Below are 18,800 nucleotides of genomic sequence, written 5' to 3' on the forward strand. Positions count from 1 at the left end.
CGGACTGTCCCGGCTGTCCCGCCGACCGCCCCGGCTGTCCTGCCGACGGACCCGGACCGGGCTACTTCCCGACGCCGTCCGCGAGTCCGCGCACGAAGTACCGCTGCGTGAGGAAGAACAGCAGGATGACCGGGACGGCGGCGATCGTCATCCCCGCGAACACCACGGGGTATTCCGTCCCGTGCTTGCTCATCAGGTTGGTCAGCCCGATCGGCAGGGTCTGCAGGTCTCCCCCGCTGGTGAACACCATGGCGAACAGATACTCGTTCCAGGTGAACAGGATGTTCAGGATGACGCTGGAGACGAGGATCGGCTTGCACATGGGCAGGATGATGCTCCAGAACGCCCTCGCCTTGCCGGCCCCGTCCACGGCCGCGGCCTCATCGATCTCGAGCGGGAGGTCCACCATGTATGCGCGGATGAGGAACGTGGTGAACGGGATCCGGAACGCGACGTAGAGGATCAGCAGGGCCCAGAACGTGTTGTACAGCCCGAGTGCCTGGAACATCTTGACGAGCGGGATCAGCGCGACGGCGGGGGCGAGCATCAGGCCGCCGAGGATCAGCGCGAGGACGGTCCGGCTGAAGGGGATCTGCATCCGGGTGAGCCCGTAGGCGGCCCAGGCGCTGATGAAGACCGTCGCGATGGTCGCCGTGACGGTGACCAGGACGCTGGTCACGAGGTAGCTGCTGACGCCGCGGTTCCAGGCCTTCACGTAGTTGTCCCAGGTGAGCTGGAGCGGCAGCGCGAAGGGGTTCCCGAAGAGCTCGCTGTTGGTCTTGAAGCCGTTCAGGACCATCCACAGCAGGGGATAGATCACGACGACGGCGAGGGCCAGCAGGAACGACGCCACGAAGGTGCGCGCGACCACCCCCAGGAGACTTGTCCGGGTCACCATTCGACTCTCCTCTTCCGTGTGATGGCCAGCTGCAGGAGCGCGACGCCCAACGTCAGGACGAAGATCACCGTGGCGATGGCGGCGGCGTACCCGAAGTCGTTGCGGCCGAAGCCCATGCGGTAGAGCCAGCTGACCAGGACCTGGCTCGAATTGTTGGGACCTCCACTGGTCATCACCATGACCTCGTTGAACACCTGGAAGGCACCCGAGAGGGTCACGATGATCATCAGCCCGGTCATCTCGCGGGTCAGCGGTACCGTGACCTGCAGGAACCGGCGGACCGGCCCGACGCCGTCGAGCGAGGCGGCATCGTAGAGGTCCTGGGGGATGCGCTGGATGGCGATCGCGAACAGCAGCGTGGAGTAGCCGAAGCCCTGCCACTGGCTCATGGCGATGACGGCCCAGATGGCGGTGCCCTCCTGCCCGAGCCACGCCTGCGTCAGGGAATCAAGCCCCACGCCCCGCAGGGCCGCGTTCAGGATCCCGAGTTCCGGCTCGTAGATGAAGTAGAACAGCAGCCCCGCGACCGTCAGGGAGATCGCGGACGGGACGAAGTAGATGGCCCGCAGCGCGCGCCGCCACCGCTCGGACCGCAGGCCCTCCACCAGTGCGGCGAGGAGCAGTGCGCCGAAGACCTGGCAGACCAGCGACACCCCGGCATAGGCGGAGTTGTTGAGCAGCGCGCGCCAGAACACCGGGTCGCCGGCCAGCTTCTCGTAGTTGGCCATCCCGACGAAAGAGGACCCTCCTGCGTAGATGTCCCACTTCATGACGCTGTACTGCAGGTTCTGGAGCAGGGGAAGGTAGACGAACACACCCAGGACCAGGAGTGCGGGAGCCACCCAGGCCCAGCCGCGGGTCCTCCGGTGCCGCCGCACCCTTGCGCCCCCGGTCCGGGGAAGCAGGGGCGCGGCGGGTTCGGTCCTACTCGGCGCTGTCTGAAGCGGCGCGGACACTGCTCAGGACCTCTTCGGGAGTCTCGGATCCGGACACCAGCGCCTCGCCGCCGGCGAGCCAGGCGTCCGCGACGTCGGGCACCGTGACGGCGTCGAGCCACCCGAGCAGGTAGCTGGCCTCATTGAGCTTCCCGACGCCCTCGACGACGGCGGGGCTCGCCGTCGATTCGGAGACGGCGCCCACGATCGTGCTCGGCTGGCTGAAGGGGGCTTCGGCGAGCGTCTCCGCGTTGGCCTTGCTGGTGACGAACTTGAGGAAGTCGACGGCGAGTGCCTGGCGCGGCGACCTGGCGTTGACCATCATGCCCTCGGGCGACCCCTCGAGCGCGGCCGGATCCCCCTCCGCGCCTTCGGGCGCGGGCAGGGCGAAGATCCCGAAGTCCTCGGCGGTGATCTTCGAGGAATCGGTGACGACAGAATCGAACTCCAGGATCTCCTGGAAGTACATGGCCGCCTGGCCAGCGGACTGGGCCTGCTGGGCGGTCGAGTACAGCACGCCGTTGGAGTCCGACCCGGTCGCCGTGCAGTCCTGCACCAGGGTCTGGAACTCCTCGAGCGACGTCGTGTAGCCCGGGTGGTCCCAGGAGGCGGTCGCCGGGACGAAGTCCTTCTCGAGGACGTCCTGCGGCACGTTGTAGGCGAAGAGCTGCTGGAGGACGTGCAGTCCCGGCCAGCCGTCCTTGTTGCCGAAGGCCAGCGGCTCCACGCCCTGCGCCTCCAGCTTCGGGCAGGCGGCGATCAGTTCCTCGAACGTGGCTGGGACGGCCACGCCGGCCTTGTCGAAGAGGGCCTTGTTGTAGCCCATGAACTTCCCGTTGTTGTAGAGGGGAACGGCGTAGTACTTGCCGTCCTTGGCGAAGGCGTCCAGCGATGCCGCCCCGAAGGTTGATCCCCACTCCGAATCGGGGGCCAGCACGGCGCTGAGATCCGTGGCCAGCCCGCCCTCGATGAACTTGTCGGCGTAGTCGCCGGTCCACGAGAAGTAGATGTCGGGCAGGGCCGAGGAGGCGACGAGGGTCTTGGTCTTGTCCTTGATGCTCTGGTCGGTCTCCTGGATGATTTCAAAGTCGACGTCCGGGTGCAGGGACGTGTACTCGGCGGTCAGATCCTCGAAGTAGGGGGACAGCGGTTCCCCGCCGAACTTCGTCAGGATGGATAGGGTGCCGTCGTACTCGGGCGCGGCCGTGAGGTCGGCGGCCTCGATCTCGGCTCCGCCTCCGCAGGCCGTGAGGCTCACCAGAGCCGCGGCCGTGACCGCGCATACCTTCAGTCGGACGTTCTTCATGGCCGATCCTCCTTCATTGGCCGGGACCTGCCCGGAAGCCGTGCGCTGCGGATCGACGGCGGCCCGCTGGGCCGGTCCATCTCCGCGTGGTGCGGATCACAGTAACCCAGATTTGATACCGGTACCAGGGGCGAGCGTGAATATTTCCGACGAATCGATCACTAGCAACAAACCAGCCGACAAACTGTTGACGCTGCAGAATTCGTCGTGCAACGATGTGCCGGTGATACCGGTATCAGTCCGGTGCCACCTCGCCTCTTCCGAAGGGATCATCATGCTGAAGTTCGATGAGGATCAGTTCCTCACCCGCGCCCGGAGCTTCCTGGGCCTCCAGCCGCGCATCGAAGAAGTCGTCGCCGGCCTCTCCGACGTCGACGCCGTCTTCCTCATCGGATCGGGGGGAACCTACGCTGCGATGTGGCCCTACGAGCACCTGCTTCGCCGCACCACCAGGATCCCGGTCCGCTCCGCCATCGCGGCGGAACTGGTCCTCTCGGGCGATGCCCTGCTCACGGAGCGGGCGGTCGCCGTCTTCGCCTCGGCCTCGGGCACCACCGAGGATGTCATCCAGGCCATCGAGTACTGCCGCGCCCGCGGTGTCCGCACCGTCGGATTCACCGGGATCGCCGACAGCCCGATCGCACAGGCCGTAGACCACGCCCTCATCAGCGAGCCCGATGCCTGGCCGTTCGATCTCGGCCTGCTGCTCTTCACCACGCGGTTCCTGTCCGAACGCGGCGAGTTCGCCGGCTACGACAAGCTCGTGGACCAGCTGCAGGCCGTCCCGGCTGCCCTCGTGGAGGTGGCCCGCAAGGCGGAGCCCGTGGCCGAGGCCTTCGCGGCACGCCACAGGGACACGGACTTCCACTTCGTCGTGGGCAGCGGCAATCTCTGGGGCCATGCCTACCTGTACTCCATGTGCATCCTCGAGGAGATGCAGTGGCTGCGCACCACCCGGGTGCACGGCGCCGAGTTCTTCCACGGCTCCCTCGAGCTGATCGAACCCGACACCAGCGTCCTGCTCTTCGTGGGCGAGGACGAGACCCGCCCCCTGATGGAGCGCGTCGTGAGGTTCTCGGAGAAGTACTCGCAGGCGACCACCGTCCTGGACACCGCCGACTACGCGCTGGAGGGTGTCGACGACGAATTCCGCGGCCTGCTCGCCCCGCTGGTGATGGACACGATCACCAGCCGGATCAGCAAGCACCTCGAGAAGCAGCGCGACCACTCGCTCGACCTGCGCCGGTACTACCGGGTCGTGGAGTACTGAGCCGACCGGACGGCGAGTCCCTCCTGCCCGGCCGGGTGCCACCCACCCGGCCGGGAGTCCCTCCTTCGAGCAGCAAGGCACCCATGCGCGTTCTCGGCTTTGGCGACAATATCGTCGACCGCTTCATCGACCGCCGCACGTCCTATCCCGGCGGCAACAGCGTCAACTTCTCCGTCTTCGCACGCCGCCTCGGTGCCGACGCGGCGTACCTCGGCGTCTTCGGGAACGACCGGTTCGGCGACCTGCTGAAGGAATCCCTCCGCGCGGAGTCCGTCGACATCTCACGCTCGGTCACCCGGATCGGGCCGAGCGGCTGGACCAACATCCGGCTCGAGGACGGCGAGCGCCAGTTTTTGGACTGGAACGGTGGCGGGATCACCCTCGCGGAGCCCCTGCACCCCTCCGCCGAGGACCTCGCCTACCTGGCCGGGTTCGACGTCGTGCATTCCAGCGTCTATTCCGGCATCGAGGAGCACCTGCCCGCCCTGCACGCCGCTGGCCCCCGCGTGAGTTTCGACTTCTCCTCGGACGACGACCGGCGGTCCGAGGCGTACCTCGCCGCCGTGTGCCCGTTCGTGGACCTGGCGCAGTTCTCCTCCGCTGATCTCGGCCACCGTGAGACACGCGATCTCCTCTCGACGGCGATCCGCCACGGGGCCGGCGCCGCCCTGGCGACCCGGGGCACCGAGGGCGCCCTGTTCCTGGCCGGCGGCACCTTCCACGAGGGCGGCGTGGAGTACATCCCGCCATCGTCCGTCGTCGACACGATGGGCTGCGGGGACGCGTACCTGACGGCCATGATCCTCCGGCTGCTGCAGGCGGGCTGGTCACGGGAGGCGCCGCCGGATGCCGGAGAGGTGGCGGCCTCGATGCAGGCTGCCGCCCTCTACTCGGCACGGCAGTGCACGGTCGAGGGGGCCTTCGGGCACGGGTGGCCGTTCTCCGACGCGGACCCGGACGAGGCCCGGGCTGCCCTGGCCGGGCCGGGCGTCCCGCTGCCTCGCTACCATTAGCCCATGGCGTCCGAGCATCCTCCCATCAGCGCGCCCACCATCTCGGACGTCGCCGCGGCAGCCGGTGTCGGGCGGGCGACGGCGGCCCGCACGCTCGGTGGCTACGGCTCCGTCAGCGCCGTCGCACGGGAGCGGGTCCTGGCCGCCGCGGAACGCCTGGGGTACCGGTCGAACATCCTCGCGCGGAGCATGACCACCGGAGTCACCAATTCCCTCGGGATCGTCGTCGCCGACATCGGGAACACCTTCTTCTCCGGCCTGATCCGGGGCGCCTCCGACGCCGCGAGCGCCAGGAACCTCGACGTGATCGTCATCAGCACCTACGAGGACCTGGCCGCCGAACGGCACGCCGTCGGCGTCCTCCTCGACAAGCAGGTGGACGGCATCGTGGTGTCCTCGGCGGCCGTCGGCGCACCCGACGCCGAACACCTCGCCGAGGCGACCCGTCGCGGCACCCCCGTGGTCCTGATCGACCGCCTGGTCCCGGGACTGCACCTCGACGCCGTCGTCGTCGACAACCGGGCGGAGGCCCGGCGCGTGACGCGGACGCTCATCGAGGCCGGCCACCGGCGGATCGGGTTCCTGTGGGGCCCGACGACCGATACCGGGATCGACACGCTGGACGAGCTCCTGACCGTCAACACACGCAGCCTGTGGAGCGATGCGGAGCGCCTGCGCGGGTACCTGGACGCACTCCAGGACGCGGGCATCCCCTACGCACCGGGCCTCGTCACCACGGGGGCGAAGACCGAGGAATCCGCGGCGCGGGCCGCCCTGGCCATGCTGCAGTCGGAGGATCCGCCCACCGCCCTCTTCGCGACGGAGGCGGAAGCACTCATCGGCGCCCTGCACGCCGTCCAGGACCTCGGCCTCTCCTACCCCGGGGACGTCTCCCTCGTGGGCTTCGACGACACGAGCTGGGCGACCGTCATGCAGCCGCCGCTCACGATGATCGCCCAGCCGGTGGACGCGATGGGGCGCCTGGCGGTGGAGCAGGTCGTGTCCCGCATCGGCTCGCCGGAGTACGAGCCCCGGCTGCACATGCTGCCGGCCGAGCTCATGACCCGCTCGTCCATCGGGCCGCCCTCCCGGGTGCCGGGCGCGCCGACCGCGTCGGCGGGGAAGGCCTGAGCCCTCCCCCGCCGGCTCGCTGTGCGCCGCGGAGTTCCCGGTCAGGCGAAGCGTCCGGGCCGGAAGGTCTCCAGCATCGGGTGCCTGCGCCCGGTGACGATCTCGTTCGCCAGCAGCTCGCCTCCGATCAGCCCCAGCGTCGCCCCGGAGTGGGTGAACGCGACGAAGCATCCGGGCACGGTCCCGAGTTCACCGAACACCGGCTCGCCGTCGCCCGGGATGGGCTTGCGGCCGATCTTCCAGGACGACGCAGTGAGCTGCGGCTCGCCCTCCAGCAGCCGGGCGGCCTCGTCGGCGAGTTCGTTCACGACCGCCTCGGGGATCGAGTACGTCCCGTCGGCGTTCTGGGTGATGCTCTCCTCGTACCAGTCGTGGTCGAGCGCGAACGTGTTGCCGGGGTTCGGCCGCACGGCCGCCCTCGGGGTGTTCAGCACGGTTCGCACCGGGTGTTCCACGGGAGCGGTCGTCACGAGCATCGACACCGGTGAGGCGTCCGGGATCTCGACCCCCAGTCCGGCGACGACGGCGGGCGTCTGCGGTCCGCAGGCCACGGCGACGGCGTCCGCCGGGAAGGACCCGGCGTTCGGGGTCCCGATGCCGGCCGCCCGCCCGTCCTCGACCAGGACGCGCGCCGTTCCGGCGTTCGTGACCAGCTCGCCGCCGCGGGCGCTGAACTCCTCCATCAGGAAGTCGATCAGGTGCGGCAGGCTCACCCAGCCCTCACCGGGGTTGAAGATCGACACCGTGCCGACCGCGTCCCCGCGAATACCCGGCGTGTGGTCGTTCACGTCGGCCGGAGACACCAGGACGGAGTCGTAAGCGTGGGCCCGCTCGTAGTCATGCCGCGCCACCGTGTCCTGGTCCGAGCCGGCGTCGGCCCAGTGGAGGCCACCGTCGAAGCGCAGCCAGTCGCGGGACGGGTCCGCGGCGAAGAGCGTCCGGTACCGGTCGATGCCGCACACGCGCAACTGGTGGTACGGGTAGGTCCGCTCGCCCGCGCTGTTGAGCCAGGACAGGGACCGGCCCGAGGCCCCGCTCGCGAGCTCCGCCTCCGTGATCAGGACGACCGACGCCCCCTCGCGCAGGAGGTGCACCGCCGTCGAGACCCCGAGGATCCCGCCGCCGAGGACTGCGACGCGTGGTGTTGGTTCAGCCGTGCTCATGGGTTGATTCCTTCGTGAGAGGTGACGTGGTGAATGACGTGCTCAATGACGGTGCTGATGAAGCCGGAGCCGGATGTCCGCTCCGGGAATGCAGGTCCTCGATGATCCGCCGGACGTCGATGGAGTCCTGCGGGTCGACGGGCAGCGGCCCCTCGCCGCGCAGGGCACGCGCCAGGAGGTCGTAGAAGGCGGGATAGTCCCCGCGCTCGGCCGGAACGCGGCGCTCGGAGGTCCCGTCCGAGACGGTCCCCCAGGCCTCCTCCGGTTCGACGCCGTACTCCTCCGCGGCGGGATGGGCGCCTGCTGCCAGCGCAGGTTCCTGGCGGTCGAGCCCCTCCTTCGTACAGGCGCCGGAGGATCCGGAGACGGAGAAGCGCGCGCCGGGCCGGGCAGCGAACCCGCTCATCCACAGCCGCGAACGGACTCCCGAGGCGTGATGCAGGGAGACGAAACCGTCCTGGTCCGCCGCCGCATCCGCTGTCCTGCGATCCAGTTCGCCGTACGTCTCCCGCACCGGTCCGAACAGTCGGATGGCCTGGTCGATGAGGTGGGCTCCGAGGTCGTGGAGGATGCCGCCGCCCTCCGCGACGGTCGCGGTGTCACGCCAGGTGCCGAAGCCACCCTGCCGCCACCATTCGAAGCGGCTCTCGAACGTGTGGACGTCCCCCAGCTCGCCGGCGGCGTGGAGCGTCCCGAGCGTCAGGAAGTCCGCGTCCCACCGGCGGTTCTGGAAGACGGTCAGCAGCACGCCGGCCTCGGCCGCCTCCCGCACCAGGATGGTGCCTTCGGCGCTCGTGGGGACGAACGGCTTGTCGGCGACGACGTGGAGGCCGCGCGCGAAGGCCAGCCGCGCCTGCTCGGCGTGCGTTCCCGGCGGAGTGCCGAGCACGACGACGTCCAGCTCGACCTCCCGGCGTCGATCAGCGCGAACAGTTCGGCTGGGGTGACGACGATCCGGGCGGCGGGATAGCTCGTCCGGGTGCGCATCATGTCCGGGTACTCCAAGGGTCTGTGGTGGGGGTCAAGGTCCATGCTCGCCGCCCGCATTGGGCCGGCCCTGCTTTGGGAGTCCCGTCTCACCTGCCTAGAATGAGACCGGACTCACACGGGTTGCTGAAGAACGTACCCCGCGCTTAGGCGCTGGTCAACTGTTTCGAAAGGGCTTCATGGAATCAGTCTCCCGCTACACGACAGTGGCCGATGTGGCGCGCCTCGCCCAGGTCTCGAAGGCCCAGGCGGCCCGCGCACTCGGGGGTTACGGAGCCGTCAGCGACGAGGTGCGCTCCCGCGTCCTGGCCGCTGCCGAGACGCTGCAGTACCACCCCAACGAGCTGGCCCGGAGCATGAACACCGGCCGCTCGAAGACGATCGGCGTCGTCGTCGGGGACATCGAGAACCCCTACTTCAGCCTCGCCCTGCGCGGCATCTACGACACCTCGAAAGCCGGCGGCTTCGACGTCATCCTGATCAACACCGGCGAGGACCTCGCCACCGAGATCGACGCCGTCCACGTCCTCCTGGACAAGCGGGTGGACGGGATGATCGTCGCGCCCGTCACCAGGTCCTCCAGCACGCACCTCAACCGCGTCGTCGAGTCGGGACGCCCGGTCGTCCTGCTGGACCGGAAGCTGCCGAACCTGCCCGTGGATTCCGTCGTCGCAGAGATGCGGCAGGTGTCATACGAGGCGGCGCGCCACCTGCTCGACGAGGGGCACACGCGGGTCGGCTACATCTCCTCCCTCGACGTGGGCGGTGCCGATTTCGCCGCGGACCTGGACCTCGGCACCAATCCCGTGACAGAGAGGATCGCCGGCATCCGCCGGGCCTTCGAGGAGGCCGGGGTGCCCCTGCCGGCCGACCTAATCCGCCTCGGGGCAGGCAGGCAGTACAGCATCGGTGATGTGGTGCACGCGCTGGTCACCGGGCCGGATCCCGCCACCGCGATCGTCGCCTCGGACAGTGTGATCGCCCTCGAGGTCCTCGCGGAACTCCAGCGCGCTGGCGTACGGATTCCCGACGACGTCTCGTTCCTCATGTTCGACGAGTTGCCCTGGGCCGGGTTGATGACGCCGCCGATCACGGTGGTCGCCCAGCCCGTGTACGACCAGGGCGTCGCTGCCGCGAAGCTGCTGCTCCGGCGCATCGGGGGGGACCGAAGCGAGCCCGAGCACCTGACGCTGCCGTCGCGGCTCATCCGCCGGGAATCCGTCGCACCGGTCGGTTCCGCGGAGGTTCCCGCTTCGGCCTGACCCGCTCGTCCATCTGACCGCCCTCCCGGGCGCCGGATCCGCGATAATGGCCTGAGGACACCACCCGCTACCCGGAGGACCACCATGAAGATCGCACTGCTCGGCGTAGGACGCATGGGCCACGAACTCGGCGTGCACCTGCTGCAGGCCGGCCACGAGGTCACGGCCTGGAACAGGACGGCGAGCGCCGTGGATCGCCTGCACGACGCGGGCGCCGCCCGGGCGGCTGAGGCCCAGGACGCGGTGCGGGAGGCCGACGTCGTAATGACGGTGCTCTTCGGACCGGACACGGTCCGCGAGGTGGTGCTCTCCGGGCTCGAGATCCCGGCCGACGCCGTGTGGTTGGACATCACCACGGTCTCCCCCGAGGACGCGCGCGAATTCGCCGACTACGCAGCGGCCGCGGGCATCCGTTACGTCCACGGGCCGGTGATCGGCAGCCTCGCGCCGGCGCGGGCGGGCACGCTCGGGGTCCTCCTCGGCGGCGCGGCGGCGGACGTCGACGTCGTCGAACCCCTCGCCGCGCTGTGGGGCGATGCCGGGCGCCTGCGCCGCGTCGCGACGCCGGCGGATGCCGCCACCGGGAAGCTTCTCGCGAACCTCGCCCTCGGCATCACGCTCCAGGGCCTGGTGGAAGCCCTGCGCCTCGGCCGGGCCAACGGGCTCGACGCCGCCGCGGTCCTGGGCCTGCTCGAGGGCACCGGCCTGGGCGCCATCGCCGGGATGAAGGGGCCGTCCATCCTCGACGGAACGTTCGGCGATACCCAGTTCTCCGCGGACCTGCTCGCCAAGGATGCCCGCCTCATGCTGCGCTCCACCCCCGATCCCCTGCCCGCGGTGACGGCACTCCTGCAATCCCTCACCGAGGCCCAGCGTGCCGGTGCGGGCGACGACGACATCGCCGTGGTCACCAGGCCCGAACTGGGGTAGCCCCACCGCCCGGTCCAGCCGGAAAAGGCCTGTCTGGATGTCGGTGGCTCTGGGTACCGTAGCTGGTATGGCTACCCCAGACACCCCCGGTCCCGATTCCACCCACCAGCGCCCCGACGGCGTCTCCGACCTCACCGTCGAGGCACTCGGAAAACTCTCCGAAGCCCTCGAGGTCGTGGAGCATGCCCGCGGCTACCTCTACGGCTTCCACCGCCTCACCGGCAAGGCCGACCTCAACCTCTCCGACGCCGAGGACCTCTTCCGCAAGGCCGGGCACACCGAGCTCGCCGACAAGCTCGCCACTGAGATCATCGGCCGCAACGTGATCGAGGGGCGGTGGACCTTCCAGATCATGGAGGACTACGACGACCACTACTACTCCGAGTTCAAGTCCTTCGAGAAGGAGGCGCGCGATTCCCTCGTCGAGGGCAAACGCCACCTCTTCGAAGCGGAGATGAAGGAGGAGCGCCGCACCAAGGGCCAGAAGCACCACGAGGCGCTGCCGCCCGAGGCCTGAGGAACGAACGGGCATCAGTAGACTTCGATCATGTTGCGCTCCGACGATCGGCCCTCCGTCACGCCTGCCCCGGAGCACACCGGATCCCAATCTGCGGGCGGCACCAGCCTGGACTTCCTCGCCGACCGCGTCGACGCGGTACGTGGCTCCCTCCCGCGCACCCTCGCCCTCGCCGGAGAGCTGGGCACCGCCGTGCCCCTGCCGGGATCAGGCAGGACCGCCCTCACCTGGCAGTTCCTCACCACCCTCGCTGCCGAGGACCTCACGGTGGCGCGCGTCGTCGAACCCCACCTCGATGCCCTCGCCATCCTCGACCAGGCCGGGATGAGCTCCCCTGCCGGACCGGCGGGCCTGCCCGGCGGTACATGGGGCGTGTTCGCGGCGGAAGGGCCCGGCGTGGCAGTCATGGCGTCGGAGGAACAGGATGGCACCTGGACCCTCACGGGGACTAAGCCCTGGTGTTCCCTCGCGGAGCACCTCGACTCCGCGATCGTCACCGCGCACGTGCGTGACGGGAAGCGCCGGGCCTTCGCCGTGGACCTCCGCGCCGACGGCGTCACGCCCGAGCCGGCCGGTGCGTGGGTCAGCCACGGCCTCGCGACGGTGACCAGCTGCCCGGTGCGCTTCGACGCCGCCGTGGCCGTCCCGGTCGGGGACGCCGACTGGTACCTCACCCGCGACGGCTTCGCCTGGGGCGGGATCGGCGTCGCGGCCTGCTGGTACGGCGGCGCCCTGGGCGTGGCCCGCACCCTCCTCGCCGCATCCCGGCACCGAACCCCGGACCAGATCGCGCTGATGCATCTCGGTCGCGTGGACGCCGCCCTGCACGGCACGCGGACGGCACTCGCCGCAGCAGCGGACGCCGTCGACGACGGACGCGCCAGCGGCCAGGAGGGCGCGCTGCTCGCGGCCCGCGTGCGCTCCCTCGCGTTCGACGGCGCGGAGCGCGTACTCGAGGCGGCCGCCCACGCGCTCGGCCCGGCGCCGCTGGCGTTCGACGAGCGCCATGCCGCCCGGGTCGCCGACCTGCACCTCTACCTGCGCCAGCACCACGCCGAACGCGACGACGCCTCACTGGGCCGGCGCATCCTCGAGGGAACGCTGCAGGGAGGCGCGCAGTGGTGAGCTTCACGCACGACGGCGAGGGGACACCGGAGAGCCACTGGCGCACCTGGGAGCACGATCGCGAACCCGGCGGCGATCTCCAGGTCGAGGAGCTCTTCGACGGGCGGCTGCCCTCCCGGTTCATCCTCCTCGCCGCACACCCCGACGACGAGACGCTCGGCGCCGGCGGCCTGCTCTCCCGGCTGGCCCGCGACGGCGTGCGATGCGACGTCGTCGTCCTCAGCGACGGCGAGGCGTCCCATCCGTCCTCCCCCACCCACTCCCCGCAACAGCTGGCGGAGCTGCGGCGCACCGAGGTGACGAACGCCCTGCAGGTCCTGGCCCCGGCCGCCCGGCTGATCTTCGAAGGCCTGCCCGACGGCGGGGTCACGCCCGGGGACGTCGCGGCGGTCCTGGCCCGCGAGCTCGACGACGACGAAACCGCCCGCACCCTGGTGGCCGCACCCTGGCGCCACGACGGGCACGCCGACCACGACGCCGTCGGTGCCGCCGCGGCGCAGTTCTGCAGCGACCGCGCCATCACGCTGCTCGAGTACCCCGTCTGGCTCTGGCACTGGGGCACCGCGGAGGAGCAGGCGGACCAGCTCGCCGACCTGTCGCTGTACCACCTCGGCGCCGAGGAGCACGCGCGCAAGGGTTCCGCCCTCGCCACGCACGTCTCCCAGACCCTGCCGCTGTCGGACGCGCCGGGCGACGAGGTCCTGCTGACCCCCGGCGTCCTCGAGCACTTCAGCCGCAGCTTCGAAGCCTTCTTCGTCACCGGCGTGCCGTCGGCCTTCGAGCGGCTGCACCGCGACCGCCCCGACCCGTGGGAGGTCGCCGAGCGGTTCTACGAGCAGCGCAAGCGTGCCCTGACCATCGCCGGCCTGCCGCGGCCGCGCTTCTGCCGGACCCTGGAGATCGGGTCATCGGTCGGAGCCCTCACCAGGGACCTCGCCGCCGTGTCGGACAACCTGCTCGCCCTCGACACCAGCGAGACGGCGGTGCGTCGCACCAACGAGGCGGTCATCCAGCACGCCGCGGCCTATGCGAGGCTCGCGACCGTCCCGCGGGACTGGCCCCGTGAGGACGGGCCGTTCGACCTCATCGTGCTCTCGGAGACGGGCTACTTCCTGTCCTCGGACCAGCTCGACGAGGTCATCCGGCTCATCAGGGCATCGCTCGACGACGACGGCGTGCTGGTCCTGTGCCACTGGCGCCACCCCGTCGAGGGCTGGGAGCTGGACGGGGACACCGTCCACCAGCGCGTCCGTGAGCAGTCCGGACTCACCACGCTCTCCCTCCACACCGAGGAGGACTTCCTCCTCGAGATCCTCGTCCCTGCGCCTGCCATGTCCGTCGCCCGACGCGAGGGCCTGGTGTGATCCCCGGGCAGGTGGCCGTCGTCGTGCCCGCCCGCAACGAGGAGGAACAGCTCGCCGCCTGCCTCGCCTCGCTCGACGCGGCCCGCACCTACCTCCTCCGCACGATCCCGAGGATCCTGGTCTCCGTGACCGTGGTCCTCGACCGCTGCACGGACCGGTCGGCCGCCGAGGCACGCACCGTGCCGGGCATCTCCGTCATCTCGGGGAGCTTCGGCTCCGTCGGGGCAGCCCGCGACGCCGGCGTGCGCTTCGCGGTCGCGAAGTCCCGCAGCCTGCCGCTGCGCACCTGGATCGCAAACACCGACGCCGATTCCACGGTGCCGCGGGACTGGCTCGTCCAGCACCACCGCCTCGGCGGTGACCACGACCTCGTCCTCGGAACGGTCCGGCCCACGCTGACGCCCGACAACGGCGAACGGCTCCGGCTGTGGTCCACGGCCTACGTGCCCGACGACGGGCACCACCACGTGCACGGCGCCAACCTCGGGATCCGGGGAAGCACCTATCAGGAGCTCGGCGGGTTCGGCCCGCTAGAGCAGGACGAGGACGTCGATTTCGTGCAGCGGGCCAAGGCGGGCGGCGCGCGGTGGACCGCCTCCGGAGCACTGACCGTCACGACGTCGTCGCGCACCGTGGGCCGGGTGCCGGCGGGTTTCTCCACCTACCTCAGCGGGCTCGGCTGAGGTAGGTGCCGGCGGCTTTTACGAATCGTCTGCGGTATCTGCTAGAACAAGTGATGTCACGGAACGGGTCTCGCTGGGAGCAGGCCGACGTGGCCGCTTTTCTTCGGGGGATGGACATCATGCGATTCGGCGACATGCTGCGCGAGGCGCGCACCACTGCAGGGCTCACGCAGGCGGAACTGGGAGACGGGGTCTACTCGACCCATTTCGTCTCCCTGCTCGAGCGTGGACTGCGCCAGCCCACACCCGACATGGTGCAGCACTTCGCCGTGCGGCTCGGCATGGACGCCGCGACCCTGAACTGGTGGGTGGAACAGCCGGCCGCCGACGACCAGCCAGGCCTCACCACGGCCATGTTCGCCGCCAACTACGCACGCGACATGCACGACAACGCTCTGGCGGCCTGCGAGGCCGAGCACGCCGCGGGCATCGCGTACGAGCAGCGGAACGCTCCGGTGTGGTGGGACATGTCCATGCTCCAGGCGCAGTCGCTGATCAGCCTGCGTCGGCTCGACGAGGCGGAGACGGTCCTCCTGACCATGGACCGGTCGTCGCTGATGGCTGCCACACCCGAGCTGCGGTCGATCGTCCAGGGGCGGTTGTCCACCATCGCGCGGAGTTCGGGACGGCTGGCGGAAGCCGTGGATCTCGCACACCGGTCGGTGGAGTTCGCCGCCGGGCTCCCGAACCATGCGCCGGCCCGCCTGCAGGCCGCCTTCATCCTCATCGCCGCGCTCTCCGTCAAGGGCGAGTTGGACGAGGCCTGGGACGTGGCGACGAGCCTGGACATCACCGACGGGACGTCCCCCGCCCCCTCCCTGTTGATCGCCCGAGGAGCGTGGGCGATCGGCAACGTCGCCTTCCGTCGCGGGGACCCGGAGGTCGGCGAGAAGTACTACGCCCTCGCGGGCGACCTGCTGTTACCGCAGGCCGACCTGCAGACCTGGACGGAGTTCCATGGCGCCAGCGCCTCCTACAGGCTGCTCGCCGGCTTCGTCGACGATTCCGTCCGGGCGTCGATCGCCAACGCGGAACTCGGGCTCCAGATCGTGGGCACCGAGGTCCAGAGGCTGGAACTCGCACTCGCGCAGGCCAAGCTCGCCGTCCTAACGGTAGACCTCGACACCGCCGAGAGGCTGTTGAAAGGGCTGATCGACCAGCGCCACCTGCTCCATTTCGAAGCCGAGACGGAGCTCGAGGAGTGCCTCGGGCTGTACTACGCGGCCCGCGAATCCCCGAAGCAGGCCGCCCACCACCTGAGTACTGCTGCCCGACTGCACTCCGAGGCCGGCGCGGACGAGAAGGCACGTGAGCTCATGGACCAGGTCCGGGGCCTCTCCGGCTGACCCGCACCACCCACAGCACTCGCGACACCCTGCCGCGCGGGCCTACCACGGTGGGAGTGCGCGACCTGCCGCTAGGACATCGAGCCGAGCAGTGCGGCGCACGCTTCTTCGCAGCGACGGCACGCCTCGGCGCAGACCCTGCAGTGCTCGTGCATCCCCGCGTGCCCGGCACACTCGTCACCGCAGGTCCGGCAGGCCGTCCGGCAGGCCTCGAGCAGAGCGCGGGTCACGGCGGCGTCATAGCTCGTCTGCCGGGACAGCACCCGTCCGGTTGTCGCGCAGATATCGGCGCAGTCGAGATCCGTCCGGATGCAACTGCGCAGCTCGGCCACCATGTCCTCGGCCAGGCAGGCATCCGCGCATGCGGTGCAGGTCTGGGAACAGTCGAAGCAGGCCTCGATGCACCGGGCGAGCAGATCGCTGTCGAAACCGTCGCGATCCTTCGGATAGGTGTCGAGCATGGTGCGGGCGTTGGACATGATTCTCTCCTTCGGTCGGTTCCGGGTATGAGGTCCTGAGGTCGTTCGACAGTACGCTTAGCAGCTGGAGGGTGTCACGGTCCCGGGCGGAAGCGCCGGATGCTGTAGCCGATGAATGCGCCGGCCAGCACGCCGGAGAGGATCAGGCTGGATCCGGCACTCCATCCGCCCGGCAGCCACCACCGCTCCGCGAGCGGCCACCAGCCGGGAGCCGGTGGCTGGACGATCCACGGAACGCCGAGCAGAACCAGACCGAGCGCCCCGGAGACGCTGAAGGTGATGTTGCGCGTGCTCTGCACCCCCTGGGCTGCGGCGGCGAAGGCCTTCCGCTTCACCGGCCGGAGCCACCGCCGCGCCCAGGCGTACTGCTGGGCGAGGACGGTCAACCCCGCGACGAGGGCCAGCAGGCCCGGGCCCGGAAGGACGAGGGCCGCGAGGCCGGCCAGCACCAGGAGCCATCCGACCACCAGTCCGAGAACGCGGGCAGCGCCCCGGGGCATGGTCCGGCCCGCGAGGACGGAGCCCGTGCGGCGCCGCTGTCGGGGAACCCTCGACATCAGGAATTACTCAGTACGCTTTGCATTCCTCTATCGTTGAACTGATCGACACCGGGGACAACCCCGAGCGCTCCCCGGACCACGGGTTGCCAGGCGGTGGATCATGCACCGTTCGGTAAGCGACACAGACTTCCCGCACAGCGCGGGCTTTCAGAAGGAGACTCATCATGATCGGATTCCTCATCGCCGGCCTCATCATCGGCGCCCTCGCCCGACTCATCAAGCCGGGCAAGCAGAACCTCGGCCTCATCGCCACGCTCCTGCTCGGCATCGTCGGTTCACTCATCGGCGGCACCATCGCCAGCTTCATCGGCACCGGGCAGATCATGGAACTGAATGTGTTCGGCTTCATCGTCTCGGTCATCGCCGCGGTACTCCTGATCGGCGTCGCCGAGAGCCTCTCGGGTCGCCGTCGCGTCACCCGCTGATTTCCCCCCGGCACGATCCGAAGGGGCGGCTCCGGCCGCCCCTTCTTCGTGCCCGGCACGCCTCGACCCTTCCGCTCGTTCACCCAGTACCCGTGCCCGCAGAACGTCCAGCTTGCGGGTGTAGCGTAGGCACCAGATGGGGCACAGATTCGTTTCGGAAGGCTCAATCATGAACAAGAACTGGCGCTGGCTCCCCGCCGGCATCGTCCCGGTCGTCATCGTCACCGCCGCCGTGAGCGGATCCGCCATCGCCCAGGCCCAACCGCAACTCCCCGCGAAGACCGCGCAGGAGCTGCTCGAATTCGTGGCCACCAGCACCGACGACGCCTACTCCGGCACCGTCGAGCAGTCCTCGGACCTCGGCCTGCCCGACCTCAGCATGGCCACCCCTCCGGGCGGCACGTCCAGTTCGGACCCCACCTCTACCGCACTCGAGCTCCTCACCGCCGACCACACCGCCCAGGTCTACGTCGACGGTCCCGACCGGGCCCGTGTCCAGGTGCTCGACCAGCTCGCCCAGCGCGACGTCGTCGTCACCCAGGACGACGTCTGGTTCTACGATTCCAGCACCAATGAGGCCACCCATGCCGTCCTGCCCGACCGCGACGCCGCGAAGGCCGAACTCGAGGCGGCGCTGCAGCAGAAGGCGGCCGAATACCCCGAACTGCAGAACGTCCCCCGCACCCCCGCGGAGCTCGCCACCATGTTCCTCGCGGAGATCGACCCCACTACTGAGGTGACCGTTGACGGCACCAGCCGCGTGGCGGGCCGCAGCGCGTACGAACTGCTGCTGACCCCCGAGGACACCGCGACCCTGATCGGCTCGATCGCCGTCGCCGTGGACTCCGAGACCGGCGTCCCGCTCAGCGTCACGGTCCAGGCAAAGGGCCAGGAGGACCCCGCGTTCCAGGCAGGCTTCAGCGCCGTCGACTTCAGCACCCCCGACGCGGCCCTCTTCGCGTTCACGCCGCCGGCAGACGCCACCGTCACCGAGGTCCCCACGGCCGAGGAGGCCAAGGCACGCATGGAGGCGAAGGACGAGCCGGCCGCCGCCGAGGAGCCCGTCGTGCTCGGCGAGGGCTGGAGCGCCATCGTGGAGCTTCCCGCCGGTACCGCCGGGAAGCTCGGGGTCACCCCGGGCAGCGGTGGGGCCGCCGGGATGAGCGACATCATGGACATCAAGCCCGGTATGGATCCCCAGGAGGTCGCCGGAGCCCAGGCGCTGCTGGACCAGGCCCTCACCGAGGTCGACGGCGGCAACGCCCTGCAGACCTCCCTGGTCTCGGTGCTCATCACCGACGACGGCCGCATCCTCACGGGCGCCGTCGGCGTGGACCAGCTCGCCGCCGCAGCCCAGCGGTGATCGCCAGGAACCCCGCGGACCCCGCACCATCGGTGCAGGTCCG

Annotated in this window: 19 protein-coding genes; 12 read left to right on the forward strand and 7 right to left on the reverse strand. The window is 70.0% G+C overall.

The features are described from left to right. Nucleotides 1-61 precede the first annotated feature (61 nt). From C4K88_RS08795 to C4K88_RS08805, 3 genes are all read right to left on the reverse strand, one after another. A complete protein-coding gene (locus C4K88_RS08795; RefSeq protein WP_104121240.1) occupies nt 62-898 on the reverse strand; it encodes a carbohydrate ABC transporter permease in 837 nt (278 codons plus the stop codon). After that, complete coding sequence (locus C4K88_RS08800) at nt 892-1,740, reverse strand: carbohydrate ABC transporter permease (RefSeq protein ID WP_241521789.1); 849 nt, start codon at nt 1,738-1,740, stop codon at nt 892-894. Before C4K88_RS08800 ends, C4K88_RS08795 begins: the two co-directional genes overlap by 7 nt. A gap of 82 nt (nt 1,741-1,822) precedes the next feature. Continuing rightward, nucleotides 1,823-3,139 (reverse strand): ABC transporter substrate-binding protein, encoded by a 1,317-nt coding sequence (locus C4K88_RS08805; protein WP_104121241.1) that lies wholly within the window; start codon nt 3,137-3,139, stop codon nt 1,823-1,825. A 274-nt stretch (nt 3,140-3,413) separates the two neighbouring features. Between C4K88_RS08805 and C4K88_RS08810 the strand changes: the two genes are divergently transcribed. The 3 genes from C4K88_RS08810 to C4K88_RS08820 all read left to right on the forward strand — a co-directional run bounded on the left by C4K88_RS08810 (nt 3,414) and on the right by C4K88_RS08820 (nt 6,553). Next, entirely contained in the window at nt 3,414-4,409 is a 996-nt protein-coding gene (locus C4K88_RS08810; RefSeq protein WP_104121242.1) for an SIS domain-containing protein, read from the forward strand. 83 nt (nt 4,410-4,492) lie between these two features. Next, entirely contained in the window at nt 4,493-5,422 is a 930-nt protein-coding gene (locus C4K88_RS08815) for a PfkB family carbohydrate kinase (protein ID WP_104121243.1), read from the forward strand. 3 nt (nt 5,423-5,425) lie between these two features. Beyond that, nucleotides 5,426-6,553, forward strand: a complete 1,128-nt coding sequence (locus C4K88_RS08820; RefSeq protein WP_104121244.1) for a LacI family DNA-binding transcriptional regulator — start codon at nt 5,426-5,428, stop codon at nt 6,551-6,553. A gap of 41 nt (nt 6,554-6,594) precedes the next feature. On the opposite strand, the gene C4K88_RS08825 is transcribed toward C4K88_RS08820, so the two are convergent. Together C4K88_RS08825 and C4K88_RS08830 are read right to left on the reverse strand one after the other, a co-directional pair. Continuing rightward, nucleotides 6,595-7,716, reverse strand: a complete 1,122-nt coding sequence (locus C4K88_RS08825) for an NAD(P)/FAD-dependent oxidoreductase (RefSeq protein ID WP_104121245.1) — start codon at nt 7,714-7,716, stop codon at nt 6,595-6,597. Continuing rightward, entirely contained in the window at nt 7,703-8,605 is a 903-nt protein-coding gene (locus C4K88_RS08830) for a Gfo/Idh/MocA family protein (RefSeq protein ID WP_306418609.1), read from the reverse strand. The genes C4K88_RS08825 and C4K88_RS08830 overlap by 14 nt, the downstream gene beginning before the upstream one ends. 277 nt (nt 8,606-8,882) lie before the next feature. On the opposite strand from C4K88_RS08830, the gene C4K88_RS08835 reads away from it, so the two are divergent. The 7 genes from C4K88_RS08835 (at nt 8,883) to C4K88_RS08865 (ending at nt 15,930) form a co-directional block, all read left to right on the forward strand. Beyond that, nucleotides 8,883-9,965, forward strand: a complete 1,083-nt coding sequence (locus tag C4K88_RS08835) for a LacI family DNA-binding transcriptional regulator (protein ID WP_104121246.1) — start codon at nt 8,883-8,885, stop codon at nt 9,963-9,965. A 51-nt stretch (nt 9,966-10,016) separates the two neighbouring features. Next, nucleotides 10,017-10,895, forward strand: coding sequence for an NAD(P)-dependent oxidoreductase (locus tag C4K88_RS08840; protein WP_368771585.1), 879 nt, complete (start codon nt 10,017-10,019; stop codon nt 10,893-10,895). Nucleotides 10,896-10,962: 67 nt separating this feature from the next. Continuing rightward, complete coding sequence (locus C4K88_RS08845; RefSeq protein ID WP_104121248.1) at nt 10,963-11,412, forward strand: hypothetical protein; 450 nt, start codon at nt 10,963-10,965, stop codon at nt 11,410-11,412. A gap of 30 nt (nt 11,413-11,442) precedes the next feature. Continuing rightward, the gene (locus C4K88_RS08850) at nt 11,443-12,537 is read left to right on the forward strand and encodes an acyl-CoA dehydrogenase family protein (RefSeq protein ID WP_241521790.1); all 1,095 of its coding nucleotides are present in this window, start codon (nt 11,443-11,445) and stop codon (nt 12,535-12,537) included. Further along, complete coding sequence (locus tag C4K88_RS08855) at nt 12,534-13,901, forward strand: bifunctional PIG-L family deacetylase/class I SAM-dependent methyltransferase (protein WP_167399006.1); 1,368 nt, start codon at nt 12,534-12,536, stop codon at nt 13,899-13,901. Before C4K88_RS08850 ends, C4K88_RS08855 begins: the two co-directional genes overlap by 4 nt. Further along, nucleotides 13,898-14,584, forward strand: coding sequence for a glycosyltransferase family 2 protein (locus C4K88_RS08860; RefSeq protein ID WP_241521791.1), 687 nt, complete (start codon nt 13,898-13,900; stop codon nt 14,582-14,584). The genes C4K88_RS08855 and C4K88_RS08860 overlap by 4 nt, the downstream gene beginning before the upstream one ends. A 110-nt stretch (nt 14,585-14,694) precedes the next feature. Beyond that, on the forward strand, nt 14,695-15,930 hold the full coding sequence (locus C4K88_RS08865) for a helix-turn-helix domain-containing protein (RefSeq protein ID WP_167399007.1): 1,236 nt from the start codon (nt 14,695-14,697) through the stop codon (nt 15,928-15,930). Between the two features lie 71 nt (nt 15,931-16,001). Here the strand turns inward: C4K88_RS08865 and C4K88_RS08870 are convergent, their stop codons facing one another. Together C4K88_RS08870 and C4K88_RS08875 are read right to left on the reverse strand one after the other, a co-directional pair. After that, nucleotides 16,002-16,409 (reverse strand): four-helix bundle copper-binding protein, encoded by a 408-nt coding sequence (locus C4K88_RS08870; RefSeq protein WP_104121251.1) that lies wholly within the window; start codon nt 16,407-16,409, stop codon nt 16,002-16,004. Between the two features lie 74 nt (nt 16,410-16,483). Next, nucleotides 16,484-16,966: a PGPGW domain-containing protein gene (locus C4K88_RS08875; protein ID WP_241521792.1), complete on the reverse strand. Its 483-nt coding sequence runs from the start codon at nt 16,964-16,966 to the stop codon at nt 16,484-16,486. Between the two features lie 167 nt (nt 16,967-17,133). Here C4K88_RS08875 and C4K88_RS08880 point away from each other — a divergent pair, with 167 nt between their 5' ends. Further along, on the forward strand, nt 17,134-17,394 hold the full coding sequence (locus tag C4K88_RS08880; protein WP_104121252.1) for a GlsB/YeaQ/YmgE family stress response membrane protein: 261 nt from the start codon (nt 17,134-17,136) through the stop codon (nt 17,392-17,394). 169 nt (nt 17,395-17,563) lie between these two features. After that, nucleotides 17,564-18,757 (forward strand): LolA family protein, encoded by a 1,194-nt coding sequence (locus C4K88_RS08885; RefSeq protein WP_104121253.1) that lies wholly within the window; start codon nt 17,564-17,566, stop codon nt 18,755-18,757. Nucleotides 18,758-18,800: the final 43 nt, after the last annotated feature.

It is taken from the genome of Arthrobacter pityocampae (assembly GCF_002927275.1).
Taxonomy (GTDB): Bacteria; Actinomycetota; Actinomycetes; order Actinomycetales; family Micrococcaceae; genus Arthrobacter_D; species Arthrobacter_D pityocampae.